A 19,044-nucleotide genomic window follows, 5' to 3' on the forward strand; every position below is an offset into this window, starting at 1 on the left:
ACTTATGAACGAACAAATTATAAATGATCAAACAATGAACGAACAAATTAAAAAACCAAAAAAAATATCAGATCTTTATAAAGCAGGAGCAATTCTTACTTTAATTTTAGGTTGTTTTGGGTCATTAGGTGCTTTTATTTACGTTCTTATTACAATACCTACTATAATAACTGTTGCAGCAACACCTAATTTGGATCCGCTTATCACATCATATAAAGTATCAACCATACTTACTTTTTCATTTTTATCTATTGCATTTATACCATATATAATTCTTGCGATACTAAGTATAAAATCATTAAAAGAAAAAACATATAAATATAGAATAGTTATGAGTATTCTATCAATTATGTTTGGATTACTTTTAGGTATTATTGCTGGAGTATTGATGTTAGTAGCTGAACGCGACGATAACAATTAAAAGGAGAAAAATGTTAGATAATAAAACATTATTATGATTAAGTGAAAAACAAACTAAATTAGATTCATATATTTCAAACAAAAAACAATTTATTGTTGATGATGAAATATTGAATAAAAAAATTATTGCTTTTCTAGTTGAATTAGGTGAATATGCTAATGAAGAAAGAGTATTTAAATACTGATCAAACAAAAAAGAAGCAGAATTATCAGTTCAATTAGATGAATATATTGATTGTACTCACTTTTTAATAAGTATCGGAAATCAAATGAATTATGATTTTAATAAATTTGAATATCAAAATTTAATGTTTAAAAACAATATAGATGCTTATTTTAATATAGTTAATAAATTAGCTAATTTTATAAATAATAAAAATCATACAACATATGCTGATTTATTAAATTCATTTTTAAATATTTGCTCTGTTAAAAATTACAGTCAAAAAAAAATAATTGATGCTTATAATATTAAAAATGAAATTAATTTCAAAAGACAAGATAATAATTATTAAAAGGTAAACTTTATGGAAAAAATAACTTCTACAACAAATCCAAAAATTAAAGATATTTTAAAACTTAAAGACACTAAACACCGTAATAGTAAAAAACTATTTATAGTTGAAGGTTTTCATATGGTTTTAGAAGCTTATAATCATAAGATTATCAAAACTTTACTAGCAACAGAAAAAGCATTAAATGTTTTAAAAGATGAAATACCTAATATTACTGAAGTAATTGAAATATCATCAAATGTAGCTAAAAAACTTAGTGACACAACAACAAGTCAAGAAGTTTTTGCAGTATGTAGTATGGATGAAAATCCAATAATTGATTTAGAAAATGATATTTTATTATTAGATCACGTTCAAGATCCAGGTAATTTAGGAACATTAATTAGAAGTGCAGCAAGCTTTAATTTTAAAACTATTATAGCTTCACCAAATAGTGCAGGATTTTATAATCAAAAAGTGTTGCGTTCAACTCAAGGTAACTTATTTAAAGTAAATTTATTTAATGAATACTTAATTAAAGTTATTAACATATTACATGAAAATAATTACATTATAGTTGGAACATCACTTCATCATAACGCAAAACCGTTACAAAAAATCAAATTTGATTCAGATGATAAATATGCATTAATTATTGGAAATGAAGCTAAAGGAATAAGTCCTGAACTTTTAAACTTAATTGATGTTAATGTTAAAATTGAAATGCAAGAAGATGTAGATAGCTTAAATGCTGCTGTTGCTGGTTCAATTATTATGTATGAAATTAATAATGCTAAATAATTCAACTCATTAGAGTTGATTTTTTTTATTTAATTAAATAGATATAGAAATATAATGCAAAACTTTTTATATAATTTTATATAAGAGATAAGGAGGCAAACTTATGTATAAATTTAAATCACTTATTAATGGTGAATTGTTTGAAAATAATAAAGAATTAGAAATTATTAACCCTGTTGATAATTCTATTGCAGGAACTGTTCCTAGTTTATCAAAACAAGATATAGATAATGCTTTTCAAAGTGCTAAACAAGCTCAAAAACAATGAGAAGAAACTGATTTAGATAAAAGAATTGAAATTCTAAATAAATGAAAAGATTTAATTGATGAAAACAAAGAAGAATTAGCTCAAATCATTATGAGTGAAATTGCTAAACCATATAAAGAATGTTTAACTGAAGTAATTAGAAGTGTTGAATATATTGATCAAACTTTTATAGAAGTAAAACAATTAAAAACTTTAATTATTGATGGTGCTAAATATGGTGCTAAAAATAAAATTGGTACATTTATGAGAGTTGCAAAAGGAGTTGGAGTAGCAATTAGTCCTTTTAACTATCCAATCAATTTATCATTAGCAAAAATCATTCCAGCGTTAGTTACAGGAAACACTTTAGTTTTTAAACCAGCTACTCAAGGAAGTTTAATTGGAGCTAAATTAGGTGAACTAGCATATAAAGCAAATCTACCTAAAGGAATCTTTAACGTTGTTACAGGACGCGGTCGTGATATTGGCGATGAAATAATTACAAATAAACTAGCTGATTTTATTTCATTTACAGGAAGTGTTGAAGTAGGAAAAAGATTACTTGAAATTAGTTCAACAAAAGATGTTGTTTTAGAACTAGGTGGAAAAGATCCGGCTATTGTTTTAGATGATCACGATCTAGAAAAATATGCAAAAGAAATAGTTTCAGGAGCATTTAGTTATTCTGGTCAAAGATGTACAGCAATTAAAAGAGTTATCACAACAGATGAAATTGCTGATAAATTAATTGATATTTTAAAACCTAAGATTGAAAAATTAACTGTAGGTTTACCTAAAGATAATGTTGATATTACTTGTTTAATAGATAATAAGTCTGCTGATTTTGTTTGAGATTTAATTAATGATGCTAAAAATAAAGGTGCAAAAATTATTACAGGTGATAAAAGAGAAAATAATTTAATCTATCCTACACTTGTTGATCATGTAACAACTGATATGAAATTAGCATGAGAAGAACCATTTGGTCCAATTCTACCTATTATTAGAATTAATTCAATTGATGAAATGATTAAAGTTGCAAATGACTCTAATTTCGGATTACAAGCAAGTATTTACTCAAGTAACTTAGATAAAGCTTTAAAAATAGCTAATAAACTTGAAGTTGGTACTGTAAATATTAATGGTAAATCTCAACGTGGTCCGGATGTATTTCCTTTCTTAGGAGTTAAAGATTCAGGATTTGGAGTTCAAGGTATAATTGATACATTACTATTCTCAACAAGATATAAAGGTATTGTTATAAATAATTAGTATTTTTAGTCTAATTTAATATATTATTTAAGTCTTTCTGAAATGCTCAGAAGACTTATTTTTTTATAATTTTAAAAATTTTAAATTTTTTTAAAAAAACACTTGTATTAATAAAATAATAAAGATATACTTATTTTTGTCGTTAAGAGATAAAGAAAAAAACGATACGATCTTTGAAAACTAAATAGAACAAATTATTGTACAAATCTTGTCAAAAAGATGAATTTGAGTAATACAAAATACTTATATTAAAACAATAATAAAATAGTCAGAATCTAACTTAATTTATAAAACAATTTTAAAATGAGAGTTTGATCCTGGCTCAGGATAAACGCTGGCGGCATGCCTAATACATGCAAGTCGAACGGGGGTGCTTGCACCCCAGTGGCGAACGGGTGAGTAACACGTATCTAACCTACCTCATAGCGGGGGATAACTTTTGGAAACGAAAGATAATACCGCATGTGAATCTTATTATCGCATGAGAAAAGATTGAAAGGACCGTTTGGTTCACTATGAGATGGGGATGCGGCGTATTAGCTAGTAGGTGAGGTAATGGCTCACCTAGGCGATGATACGTAGCCGAACTGAGAGGTTGATCGGCCACATTGGGACTGAGATACGGCCCAGACTCCTACGGGAGGCAGCAGTAGGGAATTTTTCACAATGGACGAAAGTCTGATGAAGCAATGCCGCGTGAGTGATGACGGCCTTCGGGTTGTAAAGCTCTGTTGTAAGGGAAGAAAAAATAGAGTAGGAAATGCCTCTATATTGACGGTACCTTACCAGAAAGCCACGGCTAACTATGTGCCAGCAGCCGCGGTAATACATAGGTGGCAAGCGTTATCCGGATTTATTGGGCGTATAGGGTGCGTAGGCGGTTTTGCAAGTTTGAGGTTAAAGCCCGGAGCTCAACTCCGGTTCGCCTTGAAAACTGCATTACTAGAATGCAAGAGAGGTAAGCGGAATTCCATGTGTAGCGGTGAAATGCGTAGATATATGGAAGAACACCTGTGGCGAAAGCGGCTTACTGGCTTGTTATTGACGCTGAGGCACGAAAGCGTGGGGAGCAAATAGGATTAGATACCCTAGTAGTCCACGCCGTAAACGATGAGTACTAGGTGTTGGGATTATCTCAGCGCCGCAGCTAACGCATTAAGTACTCCGCCTGAGTAGTATGCTCGCAAGAGTGAAACTCAAAGGAATTGACGGGGACCCGCACAAGTGGTGGAGCATGTGGTTTAATTCGAAGCAACACGAAGAACCTTACCAGGGCTTGACATCCAGTGCAAAGCTATAGAGATATAGTGGAGGTTAACATTGAGACAGGTGGTGCATGGTTGTCGTCAGTTCGTGCCGTGAGGTGTTGGGTTAAGTCCCGCAACGAACGCAACCCTTGTCGTTAGTTACTAACATTTAGTTGAGGACTCTAACGAGACTGCTAGTGTAAGCTAGAGGAAGGTGGGGATGACGTCAAATCATCATGCCCCTTATGTCCTGGGCTACACACGTGCTACAATGGCTGGTACAAAGAGTCGCAATCTCGCGAGGGGGAGCTAATCTCAAAAAGCCAGTCTCAGTTCGGATTGAAGTCTGCAACTCGACTTCATGAAGCCGGAATCACTAGTAATCGCGAATCAGCTATGTCGCGGTGAATACGTTCTCGGGTCTTGTACACACCGCCCGTCACACCACGAGAGTTGGTAATACCAGAAGTGGGTAGCTTAACCGCAAGGAGAGCGCCTCCCAAGGTAGGACTGGCGATTGGGGTGAAGTCGTAACAAGGTATCCGTACGGGAACGTGCGGATGGATCACCTCCTTTCTATGGAGATAAAACATTTATTATTGACTATTTTAGTTCTATTTAGTTTTCAGGGATTGTATAAATCTCTGAAAATGATTGTTCTTTGAAAACTGAATATTAGATGAAATGCAATTTTCTGATTATAACAACATATAATTAGATAATTATTACGAAATTATTCGTAATGACATCAAAACAATTAACTAAAATTAATTGAGTTACAAATTGCTAGAAAGATTTTCTAAAAAAATAGTAAGGGCATATGGTGAATGCCTTGGAAAATGGAGCCGAAGAAGGACGTGATTACCTGCGAAAAGTCTGGGGGAGCTGGAAGTAAGCTGCGATCCCGGAATGTCCGAATGGGGAAACCTAACATGATTTATCTCATGTTATCTATAAGTGAATACATAGCTTATAAGAAGGGAACCTAGGGAACTGAAACATCTTAGTACCTAGAGGAAAAGAAAATAATAATGATTCTGTTAGTAGTGGCGAGCGAACGCGGAACAGGCCAAACCGCTCTACGGGGCGGGGTTGTAGGACTTTTGTTAGAGTTACAAAGTTATTGTATAGTAGAAGCTATTGGGAAGTAGCGGCATAGAGGGTGATACCCCCGTATACGAAATGCAATGACCTCGAGAAAGTATCCTGAGTACGGCGAAACACGTGAAATTTTGTCGGAATCTGCCAAGACCACTTGGTAAGCCTAAATACTACCATTTTACCGATAGTGAACCAGTACCGTGAGGGAAAGGTGAAAAGCACCCCGAGAGGGGAGTGAAAGAGATCCTGAAACCATATGCTTACAAGAAGATAGAGCCCGTTAATGGGTGATATCGTGCTTTTTGTAGAAAGAGCCGGCGAGTTACTATTGCATGCGAGGTTAAGTCGATATAGATGGAGCCGTAGTGAAAGCGAGCCTTAATAGGGCGTTTAGTATGCAGTAGTAGACACGAAACCGGGTGATCTAGCCATGAGCAGGTTGAAGTTAGGGTAAAACCTAATGGAGGACCGAACCAGTATTCGTTGAAAAGACTTTGGATGACTTGTGGCTAGCGGTGAAATTCCAATCGAACCCGGAGATAGCTAGTTCTCCCCGATATATCTTTAAGGATAGCGTTATGTGAATTGTTGTGGAGGTAGAGCACTGAATCTATGATGGCTGCACCTAGCGGTACTGATTAGAATTAAACTCCGAATGCCATAACTTGTGCATAGCAGTCAGAACATGGGTGATAAGGTCCATGCTCGTGAGGGAAACAGCCCAGATCGTCAGCTAAGGTCCCTAAGTGTAAACTAAGTGTGTAAGGATGTGGAACTGCACAGACAGCTAGGATGTTGGCTTAGAAGCAGCCATCATTTAAAGAGTGCGTAACAGCTCACTAGTCGAGTGATTCTGCGCCGAAAATGTACCGGGGCTTAAGTTTACCACCGAAGCTACGGATTGTACGCAAGTACAGTGGTAGGGGAGCGTTCCAAGGGCGATGAAGTCAGACCGTAAGGACTGGTGGAGCGCTTGGAAGTGATTATGCCGGCATGAGTAACGTTTGGAAGTGAGAATCTTCCATGCCGTTTGACCAAGGTTTCCTGGGCAAGGTTCGTCCACCCAGGGTTAGTCAGGACCTAAGGCGAGGCCGACAGGCGTAGTCGATGGACAACAGGTTGATATTCCTGTACCAGTTAATTAGTGATGGAGTGACGGAGAAGGATAGTATATCCCGGGCGTTGGTTGTCCCGGGCTAAGCACAAAGACGGCAACATTGGCAAATCCGTGTTGTATTAACGTTGAAGTGTGATGGGGAGTGAACGGTTCGCCTAGTAACGAAGTATATGACTCCACGCTTCCAAGAAAAGCTTCTAACTTAATAATTAACTGCCTGTACCTAGAACGAACACACGTGGTCAAGGAGAAAATCCTAAGGCAAGCGAGATAACTGTAGCTAAGGAACTCTGCAAAATAACTCCGTAACTTCGGAAGAAGGAGTGCTCATCTTTGATGAGCCGCAGTGAAGAGGGAGGGGCAACTGTTTAACAAAAACACAGCTCTCTGCTAAGTCGCAAGACGATGTATAGGGGGTGACACCTGCCCAGTGCCGGAAGGTTAAGAGGAGAAGTCAGCGCAAGCGAAGCTTTGAATTGAAGCCCCGGTGAACGGCGGCCGTAACTATAACGGTCCTAAGGTAGCGAAATTCCTTGTCAGGTAAATTCTGACCCGCACGAAAGGTGTAATGATCCCTTCGCTGTCTCGGCTGCAGACTCGGTGAAATTTTAGTACCGGTGAAGATGCCGGTTACCCGCAACTAGACGGAAAGACCCCGTGGAGCTTTACTATAACTTGATATTGAAATTTGGTGTAACGTGTAGAGGATAGGTGGGAGACTATGAGACCAGGACGCCAGTACTGGTGGAGTCAACCTTGGAATACCACCCTCGTTACATTGGATTTCTAACTTCGACCCGTTATCCGGGTTAAGGACAGTGTCTGGTGGGTAGTTTGACTGGGGCGGTCGCCTCCCAAAAAGTAACGGAGGCGCTCAAAGGTATCCTCAGTATGGTTGGAAATCATACATAGAGCGCAAAGGTAGAAGGATGCTTAACTGCGAGACTTACAAGTCGAACAGATACGAAAGTAGGACTTAGTGATCCGGCGGTCCCGAGTGGAAGGGCCGTCGCTCAACGGATAAAAGTTACCCCGGGGATAACAGGCTTATCTCCCCCAAGAGTTCACATCGACGGGGAGGTTTGGCACCTCGATGTCGGCTCATCGCATCCTGGAGCTGTAGTCGGTTCCAAGGGTTGGGCTGTTCGCCCATTAAAGCGGTACGCGAGCTGGGTTCAGAACGTCGTGAGACAGTTTGGTCCCTATCTGTTGTGGGCGTAGGAAAATTGAAGAGAGCTGTTCCTAGTACGAGAGGACCGGAATGGACGCACCCCTGGTGCTCCTGTTGTCACGCCAGTGGCATAGCAGGGTAGCTATGTGCGGACAGGATAATCGCTGAAGGCATCTAAGCGAGAAGCCCCCTTTAAGATGAATTTTCCCATTCGTAAGATGTAAGATCCCATGTAGACCACATGGTTGATAGGATGGATGTGTAAGCGCTGTGAGGCGTTAAGCTAACCATTACTAATAGATCGAGTGAATTTTTAGAAAATGCAATTTATAACAATACATTTCAAGCTAGTATTCAGTTTTCAAAGAACAATCCAAAAAACTAATCTGGTGGTTATAGCATAGAGGTCACACCTGTTACCATGCCGAACACAGAAGTTAAGCTCTATTACGGTGAAAATATTGCGTTAGCGAGAAGATAGCGAGCTGCCAGTTTAATTAGAACCTTCGGGTTCTTTTTTTGTTATTTATAAAAAAATAAAATATAATAATCTTTAAAATAGTTGTGATAAATTATAATTAGTAAGGATATGAAAGAAGGTGTTTTTAAATATGAAAAATATAATAAAAAGTTATTTAAAAACTTTCTTTCAAAAAAACTTCGTAACTACTTTTGGTATTTTGTTTTTTATTATAATGTTGTCAACTGTAATTTTAGGAATGTTATCAACACCATTACAATTAAATTCAAGAATAAACAAATTATCAAAAACTAATATTTCATATAATTCATTAATTAGAAGTGAAAACATGACTTATAGTCCTGAGTTTACTTACAATTACTTTTATTTAAATGAAGAATTAAAAGATGAAGATAGAGATGATGAAATTAAAAATGTTCTTTCAGATCGTTATATAGAAGCTATCAACAGTGAAATAGAGCAAAATTTCAAAAATGATTTACCCGAAAGAAAAGATAATAGATATATTTTAAATTTAAATTCAGAAAAAGACATAATTATTGCAAACTATATAAGCGATCTAATTAACAGTGATTTACAAAAATATAGAAGTGGTGCTTTATTGAAAAGTACAGCTTTTATAGAAAATGCTGATGAAAGAACTAATTTTAATCTTAAAAATGTAGTAAATGAAATTTCAAAAAGATTACTTAGAAATTTTGTTAAAAATAATGTTTTTAATAAATTAGATATAAAATTTGATGAAAATAATAAACTTAAAATACCAGAAACTTTAGACTTAAATTCTTTTAAACCAGAAAACAAAGATCTTAACTTTCTTGTTTCTGAAGCTTATAGATCTTATTCAAAAATCGATGACTTATTTCTTATAAATGGTATAAAATCAATTGATAAAAATCAGATAAAAAATGACATTCTTGAAATTAGAAAATTAATAAATGAGAGAAGAATAAGTCAATTATTCTCATATATTCAAGAAAAATTTAGTGAAATATCAAAAGATATTAATGAAAAGAAAAAAGAAGTATATTTACCAACTTTTGATATGTTTTCTGAAAAATATGAAAACAAAATTTTATCTGTAAACGATCATGACGATAGAATTTATTTAATTAATAAAATAATTAGTAACCATTCTGATAAATATTCGGTTCAAACCACTAAAAGCTTTACTTTAAATGAACAACAAGTTGGTCAATTATTACCAATGAAAACATTACAATTAACATCTGATATCGAACAATTTAAAAATAATAATAGTAATAAATATTTTAACCAAGTTCAATTAGATGAGAAAAATTACGGTGGTTCAAGATTTGCTGAAAAATGAAACCAAGACATAGATTATAGTAAAACCACTATTCCTGAAATAGTTATTTCTTCAGCTTTTGCAAAAGCTAATAACATAAATTTAAATAGTACTTTTTCAATCCCATCTTCAAATAAAGCTGACCTATTCTTACAATTAATTAATAAAAAAGATGCATTTTATTTATCATCAGTAGATGCTAAGGTTGTTGGTATAGGTTCAACTTTTGATGATATTTCATCTAAGAATACAGCTTTTGACTTTTTCCAAGAAAAACCAACATTTGTAACCGGATATGCAAACGATAATTTTATTAATCAGATGAGAGAATCTAGATGAAACTTTTCAACAGAAAAAGACTCATCTTATGAAGTTTTATTTAAAATTAAAAATTTAAATAACAATAAATCATTAACTGCTGAAGAATGTTTTAAAGAAATTATTTTTAAAAGAAATTCAAACGAAGAAATAAAAACAACATTTTTTGATAAATCTTTTTCACCTTATGTTGAATGAACTTTTTCAAGAGTTGCAAAAGATATTAACTCAATTAGAGTTCAAGTTATTATTTATATGGTTTTAGGAGTAACTGTTCTAATTCTTGCTTTTATATTCATTAACTTTGCTTTAAGAAAAGAAATGAATGAAACTAGAAGACAGTTAGGAATATTCAAATCATTTGGATATAAAGTTATAGAACTTTCATGAATATTTGCTTTAAAAACTTGAATAACAATATTTTTAGGAATCTTTTTAGGATATTTACTATCAATTCCTATTCAACTTCGTCTAGCTTCAAACTTCGTAAGTTCAGTAACGTTTGTTTTTAGTAAAGTTTATCTTTCACCAACATTATTTATTAATTTATTTGCATTAATTCCACTACTATTTTTATTCTTATCTTATGCATTAACTATTTTATATATAAGAGAACCGGTTTTATCATTGATGAACAACGCTAAAAGAATTAAAAGAAAAATTAAAAGTGGTTGATTCAGTGATATGTTATCTAAAAGAAATATTGGTTTTAACTATAGAATGAGATTATCATTTATTAAAACTTCAGCAGGTAAATTTGCAATAGTTCAATGTTTATTTGTGTTTGCATCATTATCATATTCATTATTGTTTGGAGCTCAAACTATTTTAACTCAATTAATTAATCAAGGTTTAGCGGAAATAAAATCAAGTGTCGATCATAGATGAACATGAAAAAACAATAGAGATATTGATATAACTTCAAAAGATGGTAAATATGATTTTTCAAAAAATAATTCTGATAACCGAGAGCAATTAAAATATCATGACTTAGATAAAAAAACAGTTAATCAATGATTAAAAGAACAAACAGACCAATCTGATTCAAGATATAGAGTTGAGTTATTATTTAGATTATTAAATAATACTTATAAGAGCGAAGAAAAAGATAAATTACCCATATTACTTCCATTAGAATATGCTCAAAAACGTTTATCTCCATTTTTACAAAATAACGAAAAAAAATCAAATCCTGAAAAAGATAATGAACCTGTTTTAAAAAATAAAAAATATTTCTTAAATGTGCTTTCAACTTTTAATTTATTTAATAAAAATGAAAAATGAAAATCACTAGTAAGGCTTATAGAAGCGGATGGAAATATTGATGAAAAATTAACAGATTTTGAAAATGATAAAGACATATTCTTTAATTTTGATGAACCTAATTTAGAAAATATGTCTAAAACTTTTGTTGGATTAGAATCTATTCAAGACGAAAAACATAATAGTTTATTCTTATCTTCTATCTCAAAAACATTTTCTTATAAATTAGCTCAAACTTATGCATTGTTTAAAGTGTTTTACAATTACAAAATAGATAAAAATACTCCTGATAAGGAAAAAAATATTCAAAAATACTGAGATGAAGTTAATGAAAAAGATGAATTACTGAAACAATTTGATCCTGATGATCAAAAATACTGAACTATTGGATCAAACCCACTAGTAAAAGAAATACAAGAAATAGTTAAACAACAACCAGGACTTCTTCCTATTTCAGTTAACTCATTAATTGGATCAAATAACTTATCAAATGCTAGTCAAAACGTAATGTTTATGTCTTTAATTCTTGATAAACTTAAAGAAAATTACTCAAACAACCCTGTGTTAACATTTAACCAATTATTGTATGATAAAAATACGGATTTATTAGCGTCATCTGTATTAGCTAAATTTGTTGAAGATTCTGGATTATTAAGATTGAATTTATTTGAAATGAATAATAAAAGATTTGCTGATATTAGAAAATTCTTAAATTTTGAAGGGATAACTGATGAACAATTTAAAGAAGTTTCAGATCAGAATTTAGAATATATCGATCCTCAGACAGGTGAAAAATTACCAATGTTTAACACAATAGTGCCTTATTATTATGCTAAATCTAATGGTTATGGTATTGATAGCAAGATAAAACTAGAAACTAAAACTTCTATTGCTAGAAAATTTGTTTTAAATATTGTAGGTATTAATAAATCAATTACTTTATCACTTTCAAAAGTTCCTGATCTTGTTTTAGATTACAAAGTGTTTGCTTCAAAAATGTTTGAAAATACTTTATACGACAAAAAAAGTGATACTCCAAAACACTTTACAACTTTATGATCAACACACAAATTATTAGATGGAGAATTTGACTTACAAAATATTGAAGATTCATTCAACTCATTTAAATATAAAGAAAGAAATATCTCATTAGATATTAAAGATAAAACACCAGTATTTTTATCACTATTTAGTTCAATGTTTGATGAATTTAATGACTTTATTAGTTTTTATAGAAATGTTGATACTCAAATTGATGTTTATAATACCTCAAACCCAACACCAGGTAAAAACTCAAGATTAAATTCTAAATTACTTTCATACAATTTAGGAAAACAAGGTATTGAAAAAGTATTAAAAATTATGTATCGAATTATGGCTATATTTATTGTGTTAACTACTTTCTTATTAGTAATTATTTTAGTAGTAATTATGAATATAGTTGTAGGAGAATCTAAAAAAACAATACTAGTACTAAGGGCAATTGGATATAAAGATTTTGAAGTTAACTGAATTGTTATGGGAAGTTATGTAATAGGTGCAATTATTTCATTTATTCTAGCTTATTCATTATCAAACGCTATTTGATTATCATTCTTATACTATGTAAGTTATAAATGACATATTTATATTTTCTTACCATTTGAAGTTCAATATTTATTTATAACATTCTTTATTATTGCATTTATTCTATTTATTGGTTGATTCTTCTCAAACCAACAAGTTAAAAAAACTCCACTAACTCAAGCTACACAAGCTGAATAAAAGTATGTCATTAATGACATATTTTTTTGTTAATTTTAATTTAAAATATAACTATAAACACAAAGGAGTTAATATGATAGATTACAATAAAATTTCAAATGAATTTTGTAATAAATTTATTAGTAAAAATATCAAAACTAAATATAACAACATATCTATCAATTGAAGTTTTGAACCTTATCCAAACATAGTTTCAAAACCTAATTTTATAACTTATTTACAATCTAGTAGTAAATTAAAATTTTCATTTCTAATGATTGAAAGTATTGAAAATAAAATTGATCAATTAAGAGAATTATTTAATAAAACTAATACTGCATGTCAAACTTATTTATCTGAAACTCAAGATGTTCAGTTTTGCCAAATTCAGTATAATAAATTTTTATTAAATTGTTATTCAACTTTAAAAGAATTTATAAATGAAAGCTTAATTAAATGAATATTTTGTGATGCATTAAAAGAAAATTGAATCGAATTCAACAAACAATATAATCATGATTATATGTATGATTATCAATTTTTAAAACTTGAGCTTTCATTTCAAAAAAACTTATTTAATATTTTAAAATCTATTAGTAAAAAATTAAAAAATGATTATACTTTTAAACTTTTAATTGATGCTTATGTAGTTGATTTAGAAGAAAAACAAAACTCATTAATTAGAATTAAAAATGAACTTAAAACAATATAAAAAACAGTAAAAAAATAGTAAAATATTACTAATTGTCTTTATGTAGAAAGTGTGTGATTGTGTGTTAAAACAAACTCAAGAAATTTTAAATAATTTTAATTTAAAAATAGAACAAGCTAATGATCTAAAATCAATTGAAGATGTAAAAAAAGAATTTTTAGGTAAAAACTCACCTTTAAATTCAATTTTAAAATCAATTAAAGATATAAGCAAAGAAGAAAAACAAGAAATAGGAAAACTAGCAAACGAAATTAGAACTGAAATCATTTCTAAAATAGAAACAAAATCTGAAAAACTTAAAAAAGTAGCTTTATTAGAACAATTAGAAAAAGAAAAAATAGATGTAAGTTTAAATTCTAATAATTTTAAATTCGGTACAAAACACCCATTAAATATAGTTATTGAAGAAATTAGTGATATTTTTACTGAAATTGGTTATGAAATGGTTAGTGGTACTGAAATTGAAGAAGACTTTTACAACTTTCAATTATTAAACTTGCCTTTAGGTCATCCAGCAAGAGATATGCAAGATACTTTCTATTTAAATCAAAGCACTGTGTTAAGAACTCATTGTACAAACATGACTTCTAGAATGTTATCTAAACTTGCAGAAAGTAAAACTGATGATAAAAACTTAGCAATTATTAGTTATGGTAATGTTTATAGACGTGATGATGATGATGCAACTCATTCTCACCAATTTATGCAAATCGATGGGTTTATGGTTGGAGAAAAAATTAGTTTTGCTAACTTAAAATGAATTTTAAAATATATGTGTCAAAGATTGTTTGATAAATCAGTAACAATTAGAATGCGTCCTAGCTATTTCCCTTTCACCGAACCAAGTGTTGAAGTTGATATAAGTTGTTTTAAATGTAAATCAACAGGTTGTGGTATTTGTAAATATTCTGGATGAATTGAAATTTTAGGTGCTGGAATGATTAACCAACAAGTTATGCAATTAAATGGATTAGATCCTACAACTACAACAGGATTAGCTTTTGGAATAGGTATTGAAAGAATTTGTATGTTAAAATTCGGTATTTCAAATATTCGTGATTTTTATGAAAACAACGTTAAATTCTTAGATCAATTTTTATTTTATTCAGAATAGGAGGAACATAAAGTGATTATTACAAGAAAATGATTAGAACAATTTTTAAATTTAAATGATATTTCAAATGATCAAATTAGTGTTGCTCTTAACTCTCTAGGATTTGAAGTTGAACAAACTACAGATTTTAATAATCTAAATTCTGAGTTATTAGTAGGATATGTTGAAGAATCAGTTAAAGTTCCAGACACACATTTAAAAAGCAACAAAATTAAAATCAACAAAAATAAAACATTAGATATCATCTGTGGTGCTGAAAATATTGATAAAGATCAATACGTTATTGTTGCTCCAGTTGGATCAACTATTAGCAATGGATTAACTTTAACTGAAAGAGAAATAAGAGGAAATCTTTCTCAAGGTATGGTTTGTGCTTTAAATGAAATTGGAATTCCTACTAGTTCTTTAACTGAATTTGAGTCTAAAAATATTTACAACATTAATTTAGATAATATTGATTTAAATTCTAGATCAACTCAATCAGCAAAACAACTTATTAATTTAGATGATTACATATGAGAAGTTGATTTAACTTTAAATAGAAGTGATTGTTTAGCTAGTTTTCAATTATTAAAAGAAATAGCTAACTACTTTAATTTAGAAATTAATAATTTAAATAATAACTTTAATAACTTTGTAAAAAATGATTCAAAATTAACAATTAAAGTTAATGAAGATATTAAAGACTTAGTTAAAACTATAGCCTTTTCTGAATATCAATTAAATGATTTAGTTAAACTAAATTCAAAAGATGATATTTGATTAAAATTAAATAACACTAAAACTAGTGATTCAATTATAGAAAATTTAGCTTTAAAAACAGCTATTCAAACTGCTCAAGCTTTAATTGTTATTGATAAAGATAAATTATTAAAAAATAACAATTTAGAATTAAAAGAAATCACCAGAGAAGATAATAGTAAAGTTTTAGCATTAACTGTAAAAAATGAATTAGTTAATATTATAGGTTTAGAAGTTGAAGAGAAATTTAGGGTTGATAATAACACTAAAAATATCATTGTTTTAATGTTAAATATCGATACTGTTACTATGAGAAATCAACAAAAAATATTAAACACTTCAACAATTGCGCTACAAAGATATATAAAACCAATCAATCCTAACTTATTTGAATTAGCTAATTTAACTTTTGCAAATGAATTAGAAAAATACAATTTAATACAAAAAGCAACTCAAGTTGTTGAAGTTAAAAAAACATTTGCAAACAATACTAGATTTAATGTTAAATTACAAAAAATCAATGATCTATTAGGAGTAAATTTAACTGTTGAAAAAATTAAATCACTATTTAGAACTTTAGATTTTAATGTTATAGTTGAAGATGATAATTTAACTTTTGATATTGATGTTAATAGAGTTGATATTTATTCAGTTAATGATATTTGTGAAGAAATTGCTAGATTATATGGATATGATAATATCGTTGAACAACCAATTAATTTTAAAACTATACAAAAAGCTAAAAATATTGATTTAAAATTAGAAAATAAATTAATTAATTATTTAATTGGATTAGGATTTAACAATACTAAAACTTATTCATTAGAAAACTTTGATTCAACAAGTCACTGAAACTTATTTGATATTAAAGATTTAATAACTTTAGAAAAACCTTTATCAAAATTACGTGACACTTACAGAACTAATTTAAGTAAATCACTAATTGATGTAGCTATTTATAATTCAGTAAATAATAATAAACAATTAAAACTATTTGAAATAGCTGATATTTATGCATTTAATAATTTTAAACAAAGAAATTTAGTCTTTTTAACAACTTCAAATATTTATCAAGATAATTTATCAGATAATCAAATTAATGCTGATTTTTACTACAACAAATCTATTTTAGGAGCAATTTTTAAACTTTATAATTTAGATTTAAATAAATTAGATTATCAAGTTAATAACGATGTTATAGATGAAATTCATCCATTTATTAATGCAACTATTAAATATGATGATCAATTACTAGGATTTATTTATAGACTAAACCCAGGTTGAGAAAAAAGTAAAAAAATTGATAAAACAATTGTTGTTGAAATTAACTTAGATAAATTAAATCAAGTATCAAATAAACAAATTCAAATTAAAGAATTATCAAAATTCCAAAGTTCAAAACGTGATTTTTCAATCGAATTAAATAATGATATTAAATATAGTGATGTGATTAAAAAAATATTAGATGGTGCAAATTACATTACTAATGTTGAAGTTATCGATCAATATATTGATGAAAAATTAGAACAATCAAATAAAAAATCTTTAACTATACAAATTACTTTTAACAGTTTAGATCATCAATTAACAGAACAAGAAATCAACGATCAATCTCAAGTTATTATTAATAATTTAAACAATTTAAATATAACAATAAGATAATGAAATTAAGTTTTACAAAACAACAATTATCTAAAAACAAACACCAAGAATTAAAAGGTGATTTAGATAATTTAACTGATGTAGTTTGTACTAATTCATTAGTTAAATCTATTGATTATGTTAACTTTGATATTGATCTAGATTATATTGAATCTATTCAAACTGTTAGAGCAACTGGAGTTATTAACTACACTCTAACTGCAATTGATGCAAGAACTGGAAAAGAAATTAAATATAGTGATTATATTGATTGAGATGATGAATATAGTTTCGATAAAGATATTGATTCAACTAATAATATTATTTTAAAAAATGAATTTGACTTGTTTGATTACATTATTGAACAAATAAATATAAATTTACCTTTCAATTTATCATTAACTAATGATATAATTAACAAGGACGGTTTTGGATGAACTTTATTAAGTGAAGAGAATTTCGAAACTGAAAATCAAAATAAAGTTGATCCAAGATGAGAAAAGCTTGACGAATTTATTAAAGATAAACAAAACAATAATTAATAAGGGGGTGTAATAACATGGCAGTACCATTTAGAAAGACAAGTAAATCTGCAAAAAACAAAAGAAGAAGTCATCTAGCTTTAGTTGCTTCAGCTATCGTGTCATGTACTAACTGTGGGGCTATGATAAAACCTCACCGTGTATGTAGAGAATGTGGATTCTACAAACAAAAAGAAGTTAAAGTTGTTTCAGCTTAATAAAAACATTAAGAGATCATTAGATCTCTTTTTTTATCTTTTAAACTATATTTTTAAGTGATATATTAATATTATAAAAAAGCTCTTATTTAATTAATAAATAATAGATCTAGTTATTAGGTATAATAAAAATTAAGAATAAATATAACTAGCAAATTTAGGAGGCAATTTCTAATGCAAGAACATATACCGGTTTTATTAAAAGAAAGTATAGAATATTTAAACATTAAACCTGATGGTATTTATGTAGATTGTACTTTAGGAAGAGCTGGACATTCTAGTGAAATATTAAAAAAACTTTCAGATAAAGGAATGTTATATTGTTTTGATCAAGACAAACAAGCAATTGAAAAAAGTGGAGATAAATTAAAACAAATTAGTTCTAATTTTAAAATTATCGAATCTAATTTTAGTAATATTTCTATGCAATTAGCTTTAAATAATGTTTTTGGTGTTGATGGCATATTGTATGATTTAGGAGTTTCTTCACCTCAATTTGATATAGCTGAGCGTGGATTTAGTTACAGATTTGATGGACCATTAGATATGAGAATGGATCGAGCAAATAATAAATTAACAGCTGCTGAGATTGTAAACACTTATTCTGAAACTCAAATTGCTGATATTTTATTTAGATATGGTGATGAGTTAAACTCTAGAAAAATAGCAAAACAAATCATTAACTCTAGACCTATAAATTCGACTTTACAATTAGTTGAAGTTATTAAAAAAGCACTACCTCAAAAAGTGTTAAAACAACAAAAACACCCTGCTAAAAAAACATTTCAAGCATTAAGAATTTATGTAAATAACGAGCTAAATGCTTTACAAGAATCAATCACTCAAGCATTAGAATTATTAAATAAAAAAGCAAGAATATGTGTGATTACTTTTCATTCATTAGAAGAAAAAATAGTTAAAAATTCATTTAATAGTGTTACAAATTATAAACAAGAACAAATTCTATCTAGTCTACCTATTCATGTTGAATCAGATTCAAATTATAGATTGATTGTTAAAAAACCTATTAAACCAACAAATGAAGAATTAGAAAATAACAAAAGAAGTCATAGTGCTAAACTTTGAGTAATTGAAAAAAAATAAGAGGTTAGT

Annotated in this window: 11 protein-coding genes and 3 rRNA genes; all 14 read left to right on the top strand. The window is 29.3% G+C overall.

Features of this window, described 5'->3' with window-relative positions:
* The first annotated feature begins 4 nt into the window (after nt 1-4).
* Nucleotides 5-421 (top strand): hypothetical protein, encoded by a 417-nt coding sequence (locus MYE_RS01020; protein WP_052491388.1) that lies wholly within the window; start codon nt 5-7, stop codon nt 419-421.
* 10 nt (nt 422-431) lie between these two features.
* Entirely contained in the window at nt 432-935 is a 504-nt protein-coding gene (locus tag MYE_RS01025) for a dUTP diphosphatase (RefSeq protein ID WP_042733178.1), read from the top strand.
* 12 nt (nt 936-947) lie between these two features.
* The gene (locus tag MYE_RS01030; protein WP_042733179.1) at nt 948-1,715 is read left to right on the top strand and encodes a TrmH family RNA methyltransferase; all 768 of its coding nucleotides are present in this window, start codon (nt 948-950) and stop codon (nt 1,713-1,715) included.
* 103 nt (nt 1,716-1,818) lie between these two features.
* Nucleotides 1,819-3,234: an NADP-dependent glyceraldehyde-3-phosphate dehydrogenase gene (locus MYE_RS01035; RefSeq protein ID WP_042733180.1), complete on the top strand. Its 1,416-nt coding sequence runs from the start codon at nt 1,819-1,821 to the stop codon at nt 3,232-3,234.
* A gap of 299 nt (nt 3,235-3,533) precedes the next feature.
* A 16S ribosomal RNA gene (locus tag MYE_RS01040) occupies nt 3,534-5,057 on the top strand.
* A 224-nt stretch (nt 5,058-5,281) separates the two neighbouring features.
* Nucleotides 5,282-8,188 (top strand): 23S ribosomal RNA (locus MYE_RS01045).
* A 67-nt stretch (nt 8,189-8,255) separates the two neighbouring features.
* A 5S ribosomal RNA gene (gene rrf, locus MYE_RS01050) occupies nt 8,256-8,364 on the top strand.
* Together the 16S, 23S and 5S rRNA genes form the textbook arrangement of a ribosomal RNA operon.
* Nucleotides 8,365-8,481: 117 nt before the next feature.
* Nucleotides 8,482-13,005 (top strand): ABC transporter permease, encoded by a 4,524-nt coding sequence (locus tag MYE_RS01055; protein WP_042733181.1) that lies wholly within the window; start codon nt 8,482-8,484, stop codon nt 13,003-13,005.
* A 73-nt stretch (nt 13,006-13,078) separates the two neighbouring features.
* The gene (locus MYE_RS01060; protein WP_042733616.1) at nt 13,079-13,696 is read left to right on the top strand and encodes a hypothetical protein; all 618 of its coding nucleotides are present in this window, start codon (nt 13,079-13,081) and stop codon (nt 13,694-13,696) included.
* Between the two features lie 61 nt (nt 13,697-13,757).
* The gene (gene pheS, locus MYE_RS01065) at nt 13,758-14,810 is read left to right on the top strand and encodes a phenylalanine--tRNA ligase subunit alpha (protein WP_042733182.1); all 1,053 of its coding nucleotides are present in this window, start codon (nt 13,758-13,760) and stop codon (nt 14,808-14,810) included.
* Nucleotides 14,811-14,822: 12 nt separating this feature from the next.
* Nucleotides 14,823-17,213, top strand: a complete 2,391-nt coding sequence (gene pheT, locus MYE_RS01070) for a phenylalanine--tRNA ligase subunit beta (protein WP_042733183.1) — start codon at nt 14,823-14,825, stop codon at nt 17,211-17,213.
* Entirely contained in the window at nt 17,213-17,734 is a 522-nt protein-coding gene (locus tag MYE_RS01075) for a YceD family protein (RefSeq protein ID WP_004427811.1), read from the top strand. The genes pheT and MYE_RS01075 overlap by 1 nt, the downstream gene beginning before the upstream one ends.
* A 17-nt stretch (nt 17,735-17,751) precedes the next feature.
* Nucleotides 17,752-17,931, top strand: coding sequence for a 50S ribosomal protein L32 (rpmF, locus tag MYE_RS01080; protein ID WP_004427809.1), 180 nt, complete (start codon nt 17,752-17,754; stop codon nt 17,929-17,931).
* Between the two features lie 174 nt (nt 17,932-18,105).
* Nucleotides 18,106-19,035 (top strand): 16S rRNA (cytosine(1402)-N(4))-methyltransferase RsmH, encoded by a 930-nt coding sequence (rsmH, locus tag MYE_RS01085; protein ID WP_042733184.1) that lies wholly within the window; start codon nt 18,106-18,108, stop codon nt 19,033-19,035.
* Nucleotides 19,036-19,044 lie beyond the last annotated feature (9 nt).

Source organism: Mycoplasma yeatsii GM274B, assembly GCF_000875755.1.
Lineage (GTDB): Bacteria > Bacillota_I > Bacilli_A > Mycoplasmatales > Mycoplasmataceae > Mycoplasma > Mycoplasma yeatsii.